This is a genomic window from Pseudomonas sp. 57B-090624, assembly GCF_003234055.1.
Lineage (GTDB): Bacteria > Pseudomonadota > Gammaproteobacteria > Pseudomonadales > Pseudomonadaceae > Metapseudomonas > Metapseudomonas tohonis.
Genome location: NZ_QKRU01000026.1, coordinates 20,767 through 39,906, shown reverse-complemented (window position 1 = coordinate 39,906; position 19,140 = coordinate 20,767). Strand labels below are relative to the sequence as shown.

17 protein-coding genes are annotated in these 19,140 nt (G+C 66.0%); 16 read left to right on the top strand and 1 reads right to left on the bottom strand.

All coding sequences use genetic code 11. From position 1 onward, the window contains the following. Positions 1-3: 3 nt before the first annotated feature. From lpxB to ispD, 10 genes are all read left to right on the top strand, one after another. The gene (lpxB, locus tag DMX10_RS14135; protein ID WP_111261661.1) at positions 4-1,137 is read left to right on the top strand and encodes a lipid-A-disaccharide synthase; all 1,134 of its coding nucleotides are present in this window, start codon (positions 4-6) and stop codon (positions 1,135-1,137) included. After that, positions 1,137-1,739, top strand: a complete 603-nt coding sequence (gene rnhB / locus DMX10_RS14130) for a ribonuclease HII (RefSeq protein WP_111261660.1) — start codon at positions 1,137-1,139, stop codon at positions 1,737-1,739. The genes lpxB and rnhB overlap by 1 nt, the downstream gene beginning before the upstream one ends. Positions 1,740-1,880: 141 nt before the next feature. Further along, entirely contained in the window at positions 1,881-5,405 is a 3,525-nt protein-coding gene (dnaE, locus tag DMX10_RS14125; RefSeq protein ID WP_111261659.1) for a DNA polymerase III subunit alpha, read from the top strand. A 109-nt stretch (positions 5,406-5,514) separates the two neighbouring features. After that, positions 5,515-6,465, top strand: a complete 951-nt coding sequence (accA, locus tag DMX10_RS14120; RefSeq protein ID WP_111261658.1) for an acetyl-CoA carboxylase carboxyl transferase subunit alpha — start codon at positions 5,515-5,517, stop codon at positions 6,463-6,465. A gap of 46 nt (positions 6,466-6,511) precedes the next feature. Then, complete coding sequence (gene tilS, locus DMX10_RS14115) at positions 6,512-7,825, top strand: tRNA lysidine(34) synthetase TilS (protein WP_111261705.1); 1,314 nt, start codon at positions 6,512-6,514, stop codon at positions 7,823-7,825. Positions 7,826-7,990: 165 nt separating this feature from the next. Next, positions 7,991-9,622, top strand: a complete 1,632-nt coding sequence (locus DMX10_RS14110; protein WP_111261657.1) for a CTP synthase — start codon at positions 7,991-7,993, stop codon at positions 9,620-9,622. A 3-nt stretch (positions 9,623-9,625) separates the two neighbouring features. Further along, positions 9,626-10,471, top strand: a complete 846-nt coding sequence (gene kdsA / locus DMX10_RS14105) for a 3-deoxy-8-phosphooctulonate synthase (protein WP_111261656.1) — start codon at positions 9,626-9,628, stop codon at positions 10,469-10,471. 147 nt (positions 10,472-10,618) lie between these two features. Further along, on the top strand, positions 10,619-11,908 hold the full coding sequence (gene eno, locus DMX10_RS14100) for a phosphopyruvate hydratase (RefSeq protein ID WP_111261655.1): 1,290 nt from the start codon (positions 10,619-10,621) through the stop codon (positions 11,906-11,908). A gap of 60 nt (positions 11,909-11,968) precedes the next feature. Beyond that, positions 11,969-12,250 (top strand): cell division protein FtsB, encoded by a 282-nt coding sequence (gene ftsB, locus DMX10_RS14095; RefSeq protein WP_111261654.1) that lies wholly within the window; start codon positions 11,969-11,971, stop codon positions 12,248-12,250. Next, on the top strand, positions 12,247-12,957 hold the full coding sequence (gene ispD, locus DMX10_RS14090; RefSeq protein ID WP_111261653.1) for a 2-C-methyl-D-erythritol 4-phosphate cytidylyltransferase: 711 nt from the start codon (positions 12,247-12,249) through the stop codon (positions 12,955-12,957). The genes ftsB and ispD overlap by 4 nt, the downstream gene beginning before the upstream one ends. Here ispD and DMX10_RS14085 read toward each other — a convergent pair. After that, entirely contained in the window at positions 12,933-13,844 is a 912-nt protein-coding gene (locus DMX10_RS14085) for a LysR substrate-binding domain-containing protein (protein ID WP_111261652.1), read from the bottom strand. The two genes, ispD and DMX10_RS14085, sit on opposite strands and share 25 nt — an antisense overlap. Before the next feature lie 104 nt (positions 13,845-13,948). Here DMX10_RS14085 and DMX10_RS14080 point away from each other — a divergent pair, with 104 nt between their 5' ends. The 6 genes from DMX10_RS14080 (at position 13,949) to DMX10_RS14055 (ending at position 19,038) form a co-directional block, all read left to right on the top strand. Beyond that, complete coding sequence (locus DMX10_RS14080; protein ID WP_111261651.1) at positions 13,949-15,061, top strand: S-(hydroxymethyl)glutathione dehydrogenase/class III alcohol dehydrogenase; 1,113 nt, start codon at positions 13,949-13,951, stop codon at positions 15,059-15,061. An 81-nt stretch (positions 15,062-15,142) separates the two neighbouring features. Continuing rightward, the gene (gene fghA / locus DMX10_RS14075) at positions 15,143-15,988 is read left to right on the top strand and encodes an S-formylglutathione hydrolase (protein ID WP_111261650.1); all 846 of its coding nucleotides are present in this window, start codon (positions 15,143-15,145) and stop codon (positions 15,986-15,988) included. Between the two features lie 107 nt (positions 15,989-16,095). Then, positions 16,096-16,569 (top strand): 2-C-methyl-D-erythritol 2,4-cyclodiphosphate synthase, encoded by a 474-nt coding sequence (ispF, locus tag DMX10_RS14070; RefSeq protein ID WP_111261649.1) that lies wholly within the window; start codon positions 16,096-16,098, stop codon positions 16,567-16,569. After that, entirely contained in the window at positions 16,566-17,624 is a 1,059-nt protein-coding gene (gene truD, locus DMX10_RS14065; RefSeq protein ID WP_111261648.1) for a tRNA pseudouridine(13) synthase TruD, read from the top strand. The genes ispF and truD overlap by 4 nt, the downstream gene beginning before the upstream one ends. Then, entirely contained in the window at positions 17,612-18,361 is a 750-nt protein-coding gene (gene surE, locus DMX10_RS14060; RefSeq protein ID WP_111261647.1) for a 5'/3'-nucleotidase SurE, read from the top strand. Before truD ends, surE begins: the two co-directional genes overlap by 13 nt. A 41-nt stretch (positions 18,362-18,402) precedes the next feature. Continuing rightward, on the top strand, positions 18,403-19,038 hold the full coding sequence (locus tag DMX10_RS14055; protein WP_178082955.1) for a protein-L-isoaspartate(D-aspartate) O-methyltransferase: 636 nt from the start codon (positions 18,403-18,405) through the stop codon (positions 19,036-19,038). The last annotated feature ends 102 nt before the right edge of the window (positions 19,039-19,140 follow it).

The window sequence follows — 19,140 nt, the reverse complement described above, 5'->3', positions numbered from 1 at the left end:
CTCATGACCCGTCCATTGCGCATCGCGCTGGTCGCCGGCGAGGCGTCCGGCGACATCCTCGGCTCCGGCCTCATGCAAGCCCTCAAGGCCCGTCATCCCGATGCCGAGTTCATCGGTGTGGGTGGCCCGCTGATGGAAGCGGAGGGCCTGGCTTCCTATTTCCCCATGGAGCGTCTTGCGGTGATGGGGCTGGTCGAAGTGCTCGGCCGCCTGCCCGAACTGCTGAGTCGCCGCAAGCGCCTGATCGCCACCCTGATCGACGCCCGCCCGGACGTCTTCATCGGCATCGACGCCCCGGATTTCAACCTGGGCGTCGAACTCAAGCTGCGCCGCGCCGGTATCCGCACCGTGCATTACGTCAGCCCCTCCGTCTGGGCCTGGCGGCAGAAGCGCGTGCTGAAGATCCGCGAAGGCTGCGACCTGATGCTCACCCTGTTCCCCTTCGAGGCGCAGTTCTATGAGGCCCACCAGGTGCCGGTGCGCTTCGTCGGTCATCCGCTGGCGGACACCATTCCGCTGGAAGCCGACCGCGCGGCGGCTCGCACCGCCATCGGGGTGCCGGAAGGTGCCGCGCTGGTGGCGCTGATGCCCGGCAGCCGTGGTGGCGAGGTCGGTCGTCTCGGCAGCCTGTTCCTCGACGCCGCCGAGCGCATGCGCTCGATGCGTCCGGGCCTGCATTTCGTGCTGCCCTGTGCCAGCCCCGCGCGGCGCCAGCAACTGGAGCAGATGCTCGCCGGCCGCGACCTGCCGCTGACCCTGCTGGACGGCCGCTCGCACCAGGCCCTGGCGGCCTGCGACGCGGTGTTGATCGCCTCGGGCACGGCGACCCTGGAAGCGCTGCTGTACAAGCGCCCCATGGTGGTGGCCTACAAGGTCGCACCCATGACGTATCGGATTCTCAAGCGCCTGGTGAAGAGCCCCTACGTGTCCTTGCCCAACCTGCTGGCCCAGCGCCTGCTGGTGCCCGAGCTGCTGCAGGACGCCGCGACGCCCGAGGCGCTGGCCCAGACCCTGGTGCCGCTGCTCGACGGCGGGGACGTGCAGACCGAGGGCTTCGATCGCATCCACCGTACCTTGCGTCTCGATGCTTCCAAGGAAGCCGCGGGCGCGGTGCTCGACCTGATAGGGACTCGCTGATGCAGCTCGGACTGGATTTCACCCTGGTGGAGGAGCTAGTGGCCGGCGTCGACGAAGTCGGTCGCGGCCCGCTCTGTGGTCCGGTGGTCACCGCCGCGGTGATCCTCGATCCGGCCCGCCCCATCCTCGGTCTCAACGATTCCAAGAAGCTCAGCGAAGCGCGCCGCGAGGCGCTGTTCGACGAGATCCGCGAGAAGGCCCTCGCCTGGTGCATCGCCCGTGCCGAGGTGGAGGAGATCGACCGCCTCAACATTCTCCATGCCACCATGCTGGCCATGCAGCGCGCGGTGGAAGGCCTCAGTGTCACCCCGAAGCTGGCGCTGATCGACGGCAACCGCTGCCCGAAACTGGCGGTGCCCAGCGCGCCGGTGATCCAGGGTGACGCCAAGGTGCCGGCCATCGCCGCTGCGTCGATCCTGGCCAAGGTCAGCCGCGACCGCGAGATGCAGGCGCTCGACGCGCTCTACCCGGGCTACGGCATGGGCGGGCACAAGGGCTACCCGACGCCTGTGCACCTGGAAGCCTTGCGTCGCCTGGGCGCGACGCCCATCCACAGGCGCTCCTTCGCCCCTGTTCGGGCGGTGATCGAAGGCGTCGACTGATTCCTTCCGGCCCTCCCGGGCACCGTTTCATCGGCCTGCCGGCGTTCGTGCCGGCGACCGGCCGTTCCCGACTTGAAGCCAGCTGCCGCTTCCGCTGTACAATCCCGGCCTTGCCGTTTTTGCGTTTTCTATAGGACCGCCATGACTGTCGCCTTCGTCCATCTCCGTCTGCATTCCGAATATTCACTCGTCGACGGCCTGGTGCGGGTCAAGCCGCTGATCAAGGCCGTGGCGAGCGCCGGGATGCCCGCCGTGGCGATCACCGACCAGAGCAACATGTGCTCGCTGGTGAAGTTCTACAAGGCCGCCATGGGCGGGGGCGTCAAACCCATCTGCGGTGCCGACATCTGGCTTGCCAGCCCCTATGAGGACGGGCCGCTGACGCGCATGACCCTGCTGGTGATGAATGCCAAGGGCTACCGCAACCTCACCGAGCTGGTGTCCCGGGGCTGGTCCGAAGGCCAGAGCAATGACCTGGTGATCATCCAGCGCGAGTGGGTGAAGGAGGCTGCCGAGGGCCTGATCGCCCTGTCGGGCTCCAAGGAAGGCGAGATCGGCATGGCCCTGCTCAGCGGCGACCAGGCCGGCGCCGAGGCGCTGCTGGCCGAGTGGCAGGCCGTCTTCCCGGATCGCTTCTACCTGGAGCTGCAGCGTACCGCCCGGGTCAACGACGAGGAACACGTGCATGCCGCCGTCGCCCTGGCCGATCGTTGCGGTGCGGCACTGGTGGCCACCAACGACGTGCGCTTCATCAAGCCCGGCGATTTCGAAGCCCACGAGACCCGCGTATGCATCGGCGAGGGCCGTGTCCTCGACGACCCGCGCCGCCCGCGCACCTTCTCCGACCAGCAGTACCTGAAAACCCCCGAGGAGATGGCCGAGCTGTTCGCCGACATCCCCGAGGCGCTGCAGAACACCGTCGAGATCGCCAAGCGCTGCAACATCGAAGTCCAGCTGGGCAAGCACTTCCTGCCCGACTTCCCGACGCCCAACGGCATGGGGATCGATGACTACCTGCGCCACGCTTCCTATGAAGGCCTGGAGGAACGCCTGGCGGTGCTCTGGCCGAAGGAGACGACCCCGGACTACGAGGAGAAGCGCCAGCTCTACATCGACCGCCTGGAGTTCGAGCTGGGCACCATCATCCAGATGGGCTTCCCCGGTTACTTCCTGATCGTTGCCGACTTCATCCAGTGGGCGAAGAACAACGGTGTGCCGGTGGGCCCGGGGCGGGGCTCGGGCGCCGGTTCGCTGGTCGCCTACGTGCTGAAGATCACCGACCTCGACCCGCTGGCCTACGACCTGCTGTTCGAGCGCTTCCTCAACCCCGAACGGGTCTCCATGCCCGACTTCGACGTCGACTTCTGCATGGACGGCCGTGACCGCGTGATCGACTACGTGGCCGACAAGTACGGGCGCAATGCGGTGAGCCAGATCATCACCTTCGGCTCCATGGCGGCGAAGGCGGTGGTGCGCGACGTGGCTCGCGTGCAGGGCAAGTCCTACGGCCTGGCCGATCGCCTGTCGAAAATGATCCCGTTCGAAGTGGGCATGACCCTGGAGGCGGCCTACAACCAGGAGGAGGCGCTGCGCGACTTCCTCAAGGCCGACGAGGAAGCCCAGGAAATCTGGGACATGGCCCTGAAGCTCGAAGGCATCACCCGTGGTACCGGCAAGCACGCCGGCGGCGTGGTGATCGCCCCGACCAAGCTCACCGACTTCTCGCCGATCGCGTGCGACGAGGAGGGCGGTGGCCTGGTGACCCAGTTCGACAAGGATGACGTGGAGGCGGCCGGCCTGGTGAAGTTCGACTTCCTCGGCCTGCGGACGCTGACGATCATCAAGTGGGCCATGGAGATGATCAACCGCGAGCAGGAGAAGAAAGGCCTGCCGCCGGTGGACATCGACCGCATCCCGCTGGATGACAAGAAAACCTACGACATGCTGCAGAAGGCGGAGACCACCGCGGTCTTCCAGCTCGAATCCCGCGGCATGAAGGAGCTGATCAAGAAGCTCAAGCCCGACTGCCTGGAGGACATGATCGCCCTCGTGGCGCTGTTCCGTCCCGGCCCGCTGCAATCGGGCATGGTGGACGACTTCATCAACCGCAAGCACGGCCGTGCCGAGCTCTCCTACCCGCACCCGGACTACCAGTACGCCGGCCTCGAGCCGGTGCTCAAGCCCACCTACGGCATCATCCTGTACCAGGAACAGGTGATGCAGATCGCCCAGGTGATGGCGGGCTACACCCTCGGCGGCGCGGACATGCTGCGTCGTGCCATGGGCAAGAAGAAACCCGAGGAGATGGCCAAGCAGCGTGGCGGCTTCATCGAAGGCTGCTCCAGCAACGGCATCGACCCGAACCTGTCGGGCAACATCTTCGACCTGGTGGAAAAGTTCGCCGGCTACGGCTTCAACAAATCCCACTCCGCCGCCTACGGCTGGGTCTCCTACCAGACCGCCTGGCTCAAGGCACACTTCCCGTCGCCCTTCATGGCTGCGGTGCTCACCGCGGACATGCACAACACCGACAAGGTGGTGACGCTGATCGAAGAGTGCCGGAACATGAAGCTGCGGATCGTGGCGCCGGACGTGAACAACTCCGAATACCGCTTCACCGTCGACGACGCCGGACAGATCATCTACGGCCTCGGTGCGATCAAGGGCGTGGGCGAGGGCCCCGTGGAGGCGATCACCGAATGCCGCGCCGAAGGCGGCCCGTTCAAGGACCTCTTCGATTTCTGCAACCGCATCGACCTCAAGCGCGTCAACAAGCGCACCCTGGATGCCCTGATCCGCGGTGGTGCGCTGGATCGCCTGGGCCCGTTCTTCAGCGAAGAGCCCAAGGCCTACCAGGCCGGTATCGACCGCAACCGGGCGGTGCTCCTGGCGTCCATGGAGGAAGCCATCCAGGCCGCCGAGCAGACTGCGCGCAGCCACGACAGCGGCCACATGGACCTGTTCGGCGGGCTGTTCGCCGAACCCGAGGCGGACATGTACGCCAACCACCGCAACGCCAAGGAGCTGTCCCTCAAGGAGCGGCTCAAGGGCGAGAAGGACGCCCTGGGGATCTACCTCACCGGGCACCCGATCGACGAGTACGAGGGCGAGGTACGTCGCTTCGCCCGCCAGCGCATCGTCGAACTGAAGCCCGCGCGTGACACCCAGACCATCGCCGGCCTGATCGTCAACCTGCGGGTCATGAAGAACAAGAAGGGCGACAAGATGGGCTTCATCACCCTCGACGACCGCTCCGGGCGCATCGAGGCGTCGCTGTTCGCCGATGCCTTCAACTCCGCCAGTGCACTGCTGCAGACCGATGCGCTGGTGGTGGTCGAGGGTGAGGTCAGCCACGACGACTTCTCCGGCGGCCTGCGCCTGCGTGCCAAGCGCGTGATGAGCCTGGAAGAGGCCCGCACCGGCCTGGCCGAAAGCCTGCGCATGAAGGTCGACCACAGCGCTCTTCAGGGTGACCGCCTGCGCTGGCTGGCCGATTTGTGCAACCGCCATCGCGGTTCCTGCCCGATCACGCTGGACTACAGTGGAGCGAGTGCCAAGGCGTTGCTGCAGTTCGGCGAGCAGTGGCGGATCGACCCCGCCGACGCTTTGATTCAGGCATTGCGTGACCAGTTCGGGCGCGACAACGTCTTCCTGCACTACCGCTGAAGCGAGGAGCGCATGGTCGCTCCCGTTTCTCGACCGACACGCGCCCTTCCTTTAAGGTAGGGCGCAAAATGGAACCAGCCGCCTGGCCCCACGCGCACGACGGAAGCCTATGAACCCGAATTTTCTGGATTTCGAACAGCCGATCGCTGACCTGCAAGCCAAGATCGAGGAGCTGCGCCTGGTCGGCAACGACAATGCGCTGAACATCACCGACGAGATCTCCCGCCTGCAGGAGAAGAGCAGCGCGCTCACCGAAAGCATCTTCGGCAACCTGACCAGCTGGCAGATCGCCCAACTGGCACGCCATCCGCGCCGCCCCTACACCCTCGACTACATCGAGCACATCTTCACCGAGTTCGACGAGCTGCATGGCGACCGCCACTTCTCCGACGACGCGGCCCTGGTCGGCGGCGTCGCTCGCCTGGACGACCAGCCGGTGATGGTCATCGGCCACCAGAAAGGCCGTGAAGTGCGCGAGAAGGTCCGTCGCAACTTCGGCATGCCGCGCCCCGAGGGCTATCGCAAGGCCTGCCGCCTGATGGAGATGGCCGAGCGCTTCAAGATGCCGATCCTCACCTTCATCGACACCCCCGGTGCTTACCCGGGCATCGATGCCGAGGAGCGTGGCCAGAGCGAGGCGATCGCCTGGAACCTGCGCGTCATGGCGCGCCTGAAAACCCCGATCATCGCCACCGTCATCGGCGAGGGCGGTTCCGGCGGTGCGCTGGCCATCGGCGTCTGCGACCGTCTGAACATGCTGCAGTACTCCACCTATTCGGTGATCTCGCCGGAAGGCTGCGCTTCCATCCTGTGGAAAACCGCCGAGAAGGCGCCGGATGCCGCCGAGGCCATGGGCATCACCGCCGAGCGCCTGAAAGGCCTGGGCATCGTCGACAAGGTGATCGCCGAGCCGCTGGGTGGTGCCCATCGCGATCCGGCCGTCGCCGCTGCGTCGATCCGTGCCGAGCTGACCTCGCAACTGCAGGCCCTCGGCAAGCTCGATACCGACGACCTGCTGGCTCGCCGCTACGAGCGCCTGATGAGCTATGGCGTGGCCTGATGGCCATGAGGGCGGGCGTGTGGCCGGACCGGGTCGCGCGCTCGTCCTGAAGCTCGAATCCGCCTTGCTGGCCGCCGTCGCTCCGTGGCGCGCGGCACCTGCCTGGCGGGTGGCCTTCTCCGGAGGCCTGGATTCCACCGTCCTGCTGCACCTCCTGGCGCGCCTCGCCCAGCGCGAGAGCCTGCCGCCCTTGTCCGCCATTCATGTTCACCACGGCCTGCAGCCCGCTGCCGAAGGCTGGCCTGTGCATTGCCAGCGGATCTGTGACAGCCTCGGCGTGCCCTTGCAGGTGGCGCGGGTGCAGGTGGCTCCTGGCAACAGCCTGGAGCGCGCCGCGCGTGATGCCCGCTACGCTGCCTTCGTTGCACGGCTTGGCGCGGGCGAGGTGCTGATGAGCGCCCAGCATCGTGACGACCAGGCGGAAACCCTGCTGTTCCGCCTGCTGCGGGGTGCCGGGGTGCGTGGCCTGGCTGGCATGCCCGCCAGTCGGGCGCTGGGCGAGGGCGTCCTGCTGCGCCCGCTGTTGCGGGTGTTCCGCGCTGAGCTCGAGGCCTGCGCCCGCGAGCTGGGTGTGGAGTGGGTCGAGGACCCGTCCAACGGCGACACCGATTTCTCTCGCAACTACCTGCGTCGCCGGATCATGCCGGCGCTCACCGAGCGATGGCCCCGGGCCGTTGAAAGCATCACCCGCAGCGCCGAGCACCTGGCCGAGGCCGAGGCCTTGCTCGGCGAACTGGCGCAACTGGACTTGCAGGCCGCGCGGACCGACAGCGCCTTTCCCTGGCTGCGGCTGCCATCCCTGGCGCTGGCCCCGCTGATGGGGTTGTCGCCGGCCCGCCAGCGCAATGCCCTGCGCCACTGGATGGCCGGCTTCACCGCGATGCCGGACAGCGACCGCTGGGCTGGCTGGGACGACCTGCGCGATGCCGGCGCCAGCGCGAACCCCGTATGGAGGCTGGCGGGTGGCGACCTGCGACGCGCCGACGGACGGCTGTGGTGGCTGCCCGGCCAATGGCCGGGCCCCGGGGCGGGCAGCGTGCGCTGGGCTGAGCCCGGGCAGGCGCTCGAACTGCCCGGCAATGGCCGTTTGCAACTCGCCGGCGAGCCGCCGGAAGGCCCGCTGGAGGTGCGCTACCGCCAGGGTGGTGAGGTGCTGGACGTGCCGGGGCGTGGGCGTCGCGAGCTCAAGCGGCTGCTCAACGAGAGTGGCCTGCCGGCCTTCGTGCGCGGGCGTCTGCCGCTGCTCTATCGCGGCTCGGAACTGCTCGCCGTGGCCAACCTCCCAGGCCTTGCCGGGCCTGTGGATGCGCGCTGGCGACTGCGCTGGACACCGCCGACGAATGACCAAGGTTTGAGCTGAAAGGGTCTTTCCGGTAGACTACGCTCCCGTCTTACAGAGCTCTTGCCGATTCCTTCGGAGTCGGCGGGAGTTTGCCGTTTTGGCACTGTTCCAGATTGCAGGCTTCGGCCTTACTTCGCTCTCCCCGGCGGCCTTCCGCCTAAACGCAGACTTCTAGGGTTTTTCATGACGCGCTACATCTTCGTCACGGGTGGTGTTGTTTCTTCATTGGGGAAAGGCATCGCCTCGGCATCCTTGGCCGCCATTCTGGAAGCGCGGGGGCTGAAGGTCACCATGCTCAAGCTGGATCCGTACATCAACGTCGATCCCGGCACCATGAGTCCCTTCCAGCACGGTGAAGTGTTCGTCACCGAGGACGGCGCAGAGACCGACCTCGACCTGGGCCACTACGAGCGCTTCGTGCGCACCACCATGACCCAGAACAACAACTTCACCACCGGCCGCGTCTACGAGGACGTGCTGCGCAAGGAGCGCCGTGGTGACTACCTGGGTGCCACGATCCAGGTCATCCCGCACATCACCGACGAGATCAAGCGCCGCATCATCAAGGGTGCCGGCGACGCCGACGTGGCGATGGTCGAGATCGGCGGTACCGTGGGCGACATCGAGTCCCAGCCCTTCCTCGAGGCCATTCGCCAACTGCGCGTGGAAGTGGGCGCCAAGCGCGCCATGCTGATGCACCTGACCCTGGTCCCCTACATCGCCACCGCTGGCGAGACCAAGACCAAGCCGACCCAGCACTCGGTGAAGGAGCTGCGTTCCATCGGCCTGCAGCCCGATGTGCTGATCTGCCGTTCCGACCATGAAGTCGACCTGTCCTCACGCCGCAAGATCGCGCTGTTCACCAACGTGGAAGAGCGCGCGGTCATCGCCCTGCAGGACGTCGACACCATCTACCGCATCCCTTCCGTGCTGCACGCCCAGGGCCTGGACGACTTCGTCGTCGAGCGTTTCGGCCTGCAGTGCGGCGGTGCCGACCTCTCCGAATGGGATCGCGTCGTCGATGCCAAGCTGAACCCGGAGAAGGACGTCACCATCGCCATGGTCGGCAAGTACATGGAGCTGCTGGACGCGTACAAGTCGCTGATCGAGGCGATGAGCCACGCCGGCATCCAGAACCGCACCAAGGTGAACCTGCGCTACATCGACTCTGAAGACATCGAGAACCAGGGCACCAGCCTGCTGGAAGGCGTCGATGCCATCCTGGTTCCGGGCGGCTTCGGCCTGCGTGGCGTGGAAGGCAAGATCGCCACCGTCAAATACGCCCGCGAGAACAAGATCCCCTACCTCGGCATCTGCCTCGGCATGCAGGTGGCCGTGATCGAGTTCGCTCGCAACGTGCTGGGCTGGACCGACGCCAACTCCACCGAGTTCGACAAGGCCAGCGGCCATCCGGTCGTGGGCCTGATCACCGAGTGGGAAGACGCCACCGGCGCCACCGAAATCCGCACCGAAGCCTCCGACCTCGGCGGCACCATGCGCCTGGGCGCCCAGGCCTGCCAGCTGGAGCCGGGCTCCCTGGTACACGCCTGCTATGGCAAGGACGAGATCGTCGAGCGTCACCGCCATCGCTATGAGGTGAACAACAACCTGCTGCCGCAACTTCAGGAAGCCGGCCTTAAGATCACCGGTCGCTCCGGCGACGGCGCGCTGGTCGAGGTGGTCGAGTCCCCTGACCATCCGTGGTTCGTCGCCTGCCAGTTCCACCCGGAGTTCACCTCCACGCCGCGTTACGGTCATCCGCTGTTCAGCGGCTTCGTCAACGCCGCCCTGGCGCAGAAAGCGAAGAAGGCCTGACCCATGGCACAGAAGATCATCCGCGTTGGCGACATCGAGATCGCCAACGACAAGCCCTTCGTGCTGTTCGGCGGCATGAACGTGCTGGAGTCCCGTGACCTGGCGATGAAGGTGTGCGAGGAATACGTCAAGGTCACCGACAAGCTCGGCATCCCCTACGTGTTCAAGGCCAGCTTCGACAAGGCCAACCGCTCCTCCATCAACTCCTTCCGCGGCCCGGGCCTGGAAGAGGGCATGAAGATCTTCGAGGACGTGAAGAAGGCCTTCGGCGTGCCGGTCATCACCGACGTGCACGAGCCGCACCAGGCTGCCCCGGTAGCCGAGGTCTGCGACATCATCCAGCTGCCGGCCTTCCTCTCCCGCCAGACCGACCTGGTCGTGGCGATGGCGAAGACCGGTGCGGTGATCAACATCAAGAAAGCCCAGTTCCTCGCGCCCCAGGAGATGAAACACATCCTGACCAAGTGCGAGGAAGCCGGTAATGACCAGCTGATCCTCTGCGAGCGTGGTTCCTCCTTCGGTTACAACAACCTGGTGGTGGACATGCTCGGCTTCGGCATCATGAAGCAGTTCCAGTACCCGGTGTTCTTCGACGTCACCCACGCCCTGCAGATGCCGGGCGGGCGTGCCGATTCCGCCGGTGGCCGCCGCGCCCAGGTCACCGACCTGGCCAAGGCAGGCATGAGCCAGGGCCTCGCCGGCCTGTTCCTGGAGGCGCATCCGGACCCGGACAACGCCAAGTGCGACGGCCCTTGTGCCCTGCGCCTGGACAAGCTGGAACCGTTCCTCGCCCAGCTCAAGCAGCTGGACGACCTGGTCAAGAGTTTTCCGCCGATCGAGACTGCCTGAACAGGCAAATCTCCGGTAAAGTGCCGGGCGCGCGTAATCTGACCGAGCAGTCAGGCTTGTGGTGAGACCTGCCGAATCGAACGTCTGCCCGCGCCGCCCCTCTAATTCCGCTGCAGCGTCATCGTCAACTTTGGAGTGCTAACAACAATGGCAAAGATCGTCGACATCAAGGGCCGTGAAGTCCTGGATTCCCGCGGTAACCCCACCGTCGAGGCGGATGTGATCCTGGACAACGGTATCGTTGGCAGCGCGTGCGCGCCGTCCGGTGCCTCCACCGGTTCCCGCGAAGCCCTCGAGCTGCGCGATGGCGACAAGAGCCGCTACATGGGCAAGGGTGTGCTGAAGGCCGTCGCCAACATCAACGGCCCGATCCGCGACCTGCTGCTGGGCAAGGACCCGGTTGACCAGAAGGCGCTCGACCACGCGATGATCGCCCTCGACGGTACCGACAACAAAGCCAAGCTGGGTGCCAACGCCATCCTCGCCGTGTCCCTCGCCGCCGCCAAGGCCGCCGCCCAGGACCAGGACCTGCCGCTGTACGCGCACATCGCCAACCTCAATGGCACCCCCGGCCAGTACTCCATGCCGGTCCCGATGATGAACATCATCAACGGTGGCGAGCATGCCGATAACAACGTCGACATCCAGGAGTTCATGGTCCAGCCGGTTGGCGCCAAGACCTTCTCCGATGGCCTGCGCATGGGCACCGAGATCTTCCATCACCTCAAGGCCGTGCTGAAGGCCCGTGGCCTGAACACCGCCGTGGGTGACGAAGGCGGCTTCGCGCCGAACCTGACCTCCAACGAAGACGCCCTGGCCGCCATCGCCGAAGCCGTCGCCAATGCCGGCTACAAGCTGGGCACCGACGTGACCCTGGCCCTGGACTGCGCTGCCAGCGAATTCTTCGAAGACGGCAAGTACAACCTGTCCGGCGAAGGCAAGTCGTTCGACGCCGAAGGCTTCGCCGACTACCTCAAAGGCCTGACCGAGCGCTTCCCGATCATCTCGATCGAAGACGGCCTGGACGAGTCCGACTGGGCCGGCTGGAAAATCCTCACCGACAAGATCGGCGAGAAGATCCAGCTGGTAGGTGACGACCTGTTCGTGACCAACACCAAGATCCTCAAGGAAGGCATCGAGAAAGGCATCGGCAACTCGATCCTGATCAAGTTCAACCAGATCGGCTCGCTGACCGAGACCCTCGAAGCCATCCAGATGGCCAAGGCCGCCGGCTTCACCGCGGTGATTTCCCACCGTTCCGGTGAGACCGAGGACAGCACCATCGCCGACCTGGCCGTTGGCACCGCCGCCGGCCAGATCAAGACCGGCTCCCTGTGCCGTTCCGACCGCGTGTCCAAGTACAACCAGCTGCTGCGTATCGAAGAGCAGCTGGGCGGAAAGGCGCCTTACCGTGGTCGTGCCGAGTTCCGCGGCTAAGCCGGGGATGATAAAAAGGGCAGCGAAAGCTGCCCTTTTCGTATGGAAACTTCTCTTTCGATGGCCAAATCCCCTTACTGGTTGTTCGTCGTGCTGATCCTGGCCCTGGCTGGGTTGCAGTATCGCCTGTGGGTGGGTGACGGCAGCCTCGCGCAGGTGACGGATCTCGAGCGGCAGATCGCCGACCAGAAGGGCGAGAACGAACGCCTGCTGGAACGCAACCGTATCCTCGAAGCCGAGGTTTCCGAGCTGAAGAAGGGCATGGAAACCGTGGAAGAGCGTGCGCGCCACGAACTGGGCATGGTCAAAGAGGGCGAGACCCTCTATCAGTTGGCCGAATGAACACACCTGAACTTCCCGCCTTCTGGGCCGTGATCCCGGCCGCCGGTGTCGGTGCCCGCATGCGTGCCGACCGCCCCAAGCAATACCTGGAGCTGGCCGGGCGGACCATCCTCGAACACAGCCTCGCCTGCTTTCTCGATCACCCCAGCCTCAGACGCGTGGTGGTCGGTCTCTCAGTCGACGATCCTTACTGGCCTGCGCTGGATTGCGCGGGAGATCCGCGCATCGAGCGCGTGGACGGCGGCAAGGAGCGCGCTGACACCGTGCTCAAGGCCCTGCTGCGCCTGGATGAGCTGGGCGCGCGCCCGAACGACTGGGTGCTGGTGCACGACGCGGCGCGGCCCAACCTTGCCCGCACCGACCTCGACCTGCTCCTGGCCGAATTGGCCGATGACAGCGTCGGCGGCCTGCTGGCGGTGCCCGCACGCGACACGCTGAAGCGCGCCGGGCCCGATGGGCGGGTGGCCGAGACGGTCGACCGCAGCGTCATCTGGCAGGCCTACACGCCGCAGATGTTCCGCTTCGGCGCCTTGCATCGCTCCGTGGCCGATGCCCTGGTCTCGGGCGTCGCCATCACCGACGAGGCATCGGCCATCGAGTGGTCGGGGCAGGCACCACGCCTGGTCGAAGGGCGCGCCGACAACCTCAAGGTCACCCGCCCCGAAGACCTCGACTGGCTACGTCAGCGCTGGGCCGGCAGGCACTGATCACGATAGGCCGGGTGCTCCGCCAGGCCTTCCTTCAACAGGTCCACCAACTGGCGCACCTTGGGTGACAGGTGGCGCTGCTGTGGATAGATCGCCCAGACCGCAGTATTCGGCGGCTGGTGCTGTTCCAGCAGGGAAACCAGCCTGCCGCCCTGCAGGTGTTCCAGCACGTAGTAGTCCGGCAACTGGCAGAGGCCGAAGCCGCGCAGCGCCGCATCCAGCACCGCCTCGCCACTGTTGCACCGCCAGTTGCCCTGTACCCGTACCGTCTGTTCCCGGCCCTCCGCGAGGAAGCCCCACTGGTCCGAACTGCCGATCAGGCAATTGTGCCGGCCGAGCTCCGAGAGGCTGTGGGGGCGACCGTAACGCTCGAGATAGGAGGGGGCGGCGCACAGGTACATGACCCGAGGGGCCAGCCGGGTGGCGACCAGTCGAGAGTCCTGCAGGCGACCGAGGCGGATGGCCAGGTCCAGCCCCTCGTGGACCAGGTCGAGCGGCCGGTTGCTCAGTTCGATCTCCACCCGCAGCTGCGGATGGCGGGCCATGAACTGGTTCACCAGCGGCACGATGAAACGTTCGCCATAGGCGACGGCGCAGGTCATGCGCAGCAGTCCCTTGGGCTCGCCGGTGAGGTCGTTGACTGCGCGCAGGGCTTCGTCGCGCGCGTCCACCAGGCGCTGGCAGTGTTGCAGGAAGGTCTGCCCGGCCTCGGTCAGTGCCACCCTGCGCGTGCTGCGGTAGAAGAGGCGCGTCTGCAGCCGCTCCTCCAGTCGCGCCACCTGGCGGCTTACGTGGGACGACGACAGCCCCAGGCGTTCGGCGGCAGCGGTGAAGCGGCCGGTTTCGGCCACGGCGACGAATTCGTCCAACCCTTCCCAACGGCTCATGGATTATCCCTGTGTAGCAATAAAGTTTTGCTTTGTGGCTGATTATTTACCATTGGTGGCTCAACTACACTCTCGGCCATCGTCAAATCCGCTGGAGAGTCACCATGATCAAGTCGCGCGCCGCCGTTGCCTTCGAGGCCGGCAAACCCCTGCAGATCGTCGAAGTGGACGTCGCGCCGCCGAAAGCCGGCGAGGTGCTGGTACGTATCGTCGCCACCGGTGTCTGCCATACCGATGCCTACACCCTTTCCGGCGCTGACTCCGAGGGTGTCTTCCCTTGCATCCTCGGCCATGAGGGCGGGGGCATCGTCGAAGCGGTGGGCGAGGGCGTAACGTCCCTTGCCGTAGGCGACCACGTGATCCCGCTCTATACGGCCGAATGCCGCGAGTGCAAGTTTTGCAAGTCCGGCAAGACCAACCTGTGCCAGAAGGTGCGCGCCACCCAGGGCAAGGGCCTGATGCCCGACGGCACCAGCCGCTTCTCCTACAACGGTCAGCCGATCTACCACTACATGGGTACCTCGACCTTCTCCGAGTACACCGTGGTGCCGGAAATCTCCCTGGCGAAGATTCCCAAGGAAGCGCCGCTGGAGAAGGTCTGCCTGCTGGGCTGCGGTGTCACCACCGGTATCGGTGCCGTACTCAACACGGCCAAGGTGGAGGAGGGCGCCACCGTGGCGATCTTCGGCCTCGGCGGCATCGGCCTGGCGGCGATCATCGGCGCCAAGATGGCCAAGGCCTCGCGCATCATCGCCATCGACATCAACCCGGCCAAGTTCGACGTGGCCCGTGAGCTGGGTGCGACCGACTTCATCAATCCGAAGGATCACGACAAGCCGATCCAGGACGTGGTGATCGAGCTGACCGACGGAGGCGTCGACTACTCCTTCGAATGCGTGGGCAACGTGCAACTGATGCGCGCGGCCCTCGAATGTGCGCACAAGGGCTGGGGCGAGTCGGTGATCATCGGCGTCGCCGGTGCCGGCCAGGAGATCAGCACCCGTCCCTTCCAGCTGGTGACCGGCCGCGTATGGCGCGGGTCGGCCTTCGGCGGTGTGAAAGGCCGTACCGAGCTGCCGAGCTATGTGGAGAAGGCCGAGAAGGGCGAGATCCCGCTGGACACCTTCATCACCCACACCATGGGGCTGGACCGCATCAACGAAGCCTTCGACCTGATGCACGAAGGCAAGAGCATCCGTACCGTCATTCATTACTGATAAGCGCAAGCCGCAAGTTGCAAGCTGCAAGTCTTCTCTTGCCGCTTGTGCTTTGCGGCTTGTGGCTGCCCGGAGGGCCCCATGACCCTTGAAATCGTTTCCAGCAACAAGAGCTTCGGCGGTTGGCACAAGCGCTATCGCCATCGCTCGAACACGCTCAACTGCGACATGGTCTTCGCCGTCTACCTGCCTCCCCAGGCGGAGCAGGGGGCGAAGTTGCCGGTGCTCTACTGGCTGTCGGGGCTGACCTGCACCGACGAGAACTTCATGCAGAAGGCCGGTGCCCATCGGCTGGCCGCCGAGCTCGGGTTGATCATCGTCGCCCCGGATACCAGCCCGCGCGGTGCCGATGTGCCGGGGGATCCTGACGGTGCCTGGGACTTCGGGCTGGGCGCCGGCTTCTACGTCAACGCCACCCAGGAGCCCTGGGCGCGCAACTACCGCATGCACGACTACGTGGTGCAGGAGTTGCCGGCGCTGATCGAGGCCAATTTCCCGGTCTCGGACAAGCGTGGCATCAGCGGGCACTCCATGGGCGGCCACGGTGCGCTGGTCTGTGCGCTGCGCAACCCGGGGCGCTACCAGTCGCTGTCGGCCTTCGCGCCCATCGTCAACCCGATGGCCTGCCCCTGGGGCGAGAAGGCGCTGTCCCGCTATCTGGGCGAGGACCGCTCGCGCTGGCGCGAGTGGGATGCCTGTGCGCTTATCGCCGATGCCAGCGAGCGTTTGCCGATCCTGGTGGACCAGGGCGATCGTGACGATTTCCTGGTCAACCAGCTCAAGCCCGAAGCGCTGCAGGCGGCCGCCAAGGCCGCCGAGCATCCGCTGACACTGCGCCTGCAGCCGGGCTATGACCACAGCTATTACTTCATCGCCAGCTTCATTGACGACCACCTGCGGCACCACGCCGCTGCGTTGAAAGGCTGATGAGCCTGCGCAGTGACCTGAGGGCTGGAAGCCGGTATGGCTTCCAGCTTCCAGCTTTCGCTTTCAGTTAGAATCGCGCCCTGACTTTTCAGGGCGTTTTTCTGACTATGCGAATTGGCCACGGTTACGACGTGCATCGTTTCGGCGAGGGGGACTTCATCACCCTGGGCGGCGTGCGCATCCCCCACAAGTTCGGGCTCATCGCCCACTCCGACGGTGACGTGCTGCTGCACGCGCTCTCCGACGCGCTGCTGGGTGCCGCTGCGCTGGGCGACATCGGCAAGCACTTCCCGGATACCGACCCGCAGTTCAAGGGCGCCGACAGCCGCGCGCTGTTGCGCCATGTGCTGGTGCAGGTGCGTAACAAGGGCTGGAAGGTCGGCAACGTGGACGCCACCATCGTCGCACAGGCGCCGAAGATGGCCCCGCACATCGAGTCCATGCGTGCATCGATCGCCGAGGACCTCGGCGTCGAGCTGGACCAGGTCAACGTCAAGGCCACCACCACCGAGAAGCTCGGCTTCACCGGCCGGGAGGAGGGCATCGCCGTGCATGCGGTCGCCCTGTTGCTGAGCGCATGAACGAGTTCGAACTGCTGGGGCCCCGTGCCTACGGGGAGGCACTCGGCCAGGCCGTGCTCAAGGCGATCGCCGAGGACTTCCAGGTCGACGAAGTGCTGGACATCCCACTCGCCGGCGAAGGCGAGCACCTCTGGCTGTGGGTGGAGAAGCGTGAGCTGAATACCGAGGAAGCCGCCCGGCGCCTGGCCCGTGCAGCCGGCGTGCCGGTCCGGACCATCAGCTATGCCGGCCTGAAGGACCGCCAGGCGCTGACCCGCCAGTGGTTCAGCCTGCACCTGCCGGGCAAGGCCGATCCGGACCTCTCCGCCGCCGAGAACCCCAGCCTGCGCATCCTCAGGAGCGTACGCCACAAGCGCAAGCTGCAACGGGGTGCGCATTCGGCCAATGGCTTCACCCTGCGCCTCACGCGCCTGGTCGCCGACCACCAGGCGCTCGATGCCCGGCTCAAGGCGATGGCGGCCAGCGGTGTGCCCAATTACTTCGGCTCGCAGCGCTTCGGCCATGACGGCGGCAATGTCGTCGATGCCCGCGCTTTCGCCAGCCGTCGTGAATTGCCGGAACAGCGCAACGTCCGCTCTCGGCTGCTATCGGCCGGGCGCAGCTACCTGTTCAACCAGGTGCTCGCCGAGCGGGTGGCCAAGGGCAACTGGAACCGTGCCGAGGTCGGCGACCTGCTGGCCTTCACCGACAAGCGCAGCTTCTTCATGGCGGGCGAGGAGGAGTGTCGCGACCCCCGCCTGGAGATTCTCGACCTGCATCCGACCGGTGCCCTGTGGGGTTCCGGGCCGTCCCCTGCCGGCGGCGCCACGGGGGCCCTGGAGCAGGCGCTGGCCGATGCCGAGCCGGCGCTGCGCGACTGGCTCGCGGATGCGGGCATGGCGCACGAACGGCGCATCCTCCGCCTCCCCATCGGCGGCCTTACGTGGCATTATCCCGAGCCTGACGTTCTGCAACTGGAATTCGTCCTGCCGGCTGGATGCTTCGCTACCGCAGTGGTTCGCGAGCTTGTCGATCTGGTGCCGGCGGGGCAGACGGACAACCCATGCGTATTCTGATTTCCAACGACGACGGGGTGAATGCACCCGGCATCGCCGCCCTGCATGCTGCGCTCGAGGATTATGCCGAGTGCGTGGTCATCGCCCCCGACCAGGACAAGAGCGGCGCGAGCAGCTCGCTGACCCTGGATCGTCCGCTGTGCCCGCATCGCCTGGACAACGGCTATATCAGCATCAACGGCACGCCCACCGATTGCGTCCACCTGGGGCTCAACGGCCTGCTGGAGCAGACGCCCGACATGGTGGTGTCCGGCATCAACCTCGGCGCCAATCTCGGCGACGACGTGTTGTATTCGGGGACCGTTGCGGCTGCGCTGGAAGGGCGCTTCCTCGATCTGCCGGCATTCGCCTTCTCGCTGCTTTCGCGCCAGTCGGACAACCTCGCCACCGCTGCGCATTTCGCTCGCAAGTTGGTCGAAGGCCATGCGCAGCTCGACCTGCCGCCGCGCACCGTGCTCAACGTGAACATCCCCAACCTGCCGCTGGACCATATCCGTGGCGTGCAGGTGACCCGCCTGGGCCATCGCGCCCGGGCTGCGGCGCCGGTCAAGGTGGTCAACCCGCGTGGCAAGGAGGGCTACTGGATCGCCGTGGCCGGCGATGCCGAGGATGGTGGCCCGGGTACCGATTTCCATGCCGTGATGCAGGGCTACGTCTCGATCACGCCGTTGCAGCTGGACCGCACCTTCACCCAGGGGCTCGACAGCCTCGAGGGCTGGCTGGGGAGGCTGTTCTGATGGCACGCGAACAGGACGACCTGCTGCGCCGGGGCATCGGCATGACCTCCCAGCGCACCCGTGAGCGCCTGATCCAGCGCCTCTATGAAGAGGGGCTGTCCAACGCCCATGTGCTGGAAACCATCCGTCGTACGCCGCGGCACCTGTTCGTCGACGAGGCGCTGGCGCATCGCGCCTATGAAGACACGGCACTGCCCATCGGCCACAACCAGACCATTTCCCAGCCCTACATGGTGGCGCGGATGAGCGAGCTGCTGCTCGCTGCCGGGCCGCTGGACAAGGTGCTGGAGATCGGCACGGGCTCCGGCTACCAGACCGCCATCCTGGCGCAGTTGGTGGAGAGGGTGTTCTCCGTCGAGCGTATCCAGAGCCTGCAGGACCGCGCCAAGGAGCGCCTGGTCGAACTCAACCTGCGCAACGTCGTGTTCCGCTGGGGAGACGGCTGGGAAGGCTGGTCGGCGCTGGCCCCCTACAACGGCATCATCGTCACCGCCGGTGCTGCCGAAGTGCCGCAGGCGTTGCTGGATCAACTGGCCCCGGGCGGGCGCCTGGTGATCCCGGTCGGCGCGGGCGATGTCCAGCAACTGATGCTGATCATCCGCGAGGAGCACGGCTTCTCGCACCATGTGCTGGACGCCGTCCGTTTCGTTCCGCTGCTCAATGGGCCGCTGGCCTGAGCAGGGCGGACGCGTCGTCGGCGCACCATCCACTTGGCCGCGGGGAACCTGTACGCCGATCGACTTTCTGATTGGCAGGCACGGCGATACGTTGCCATGGCC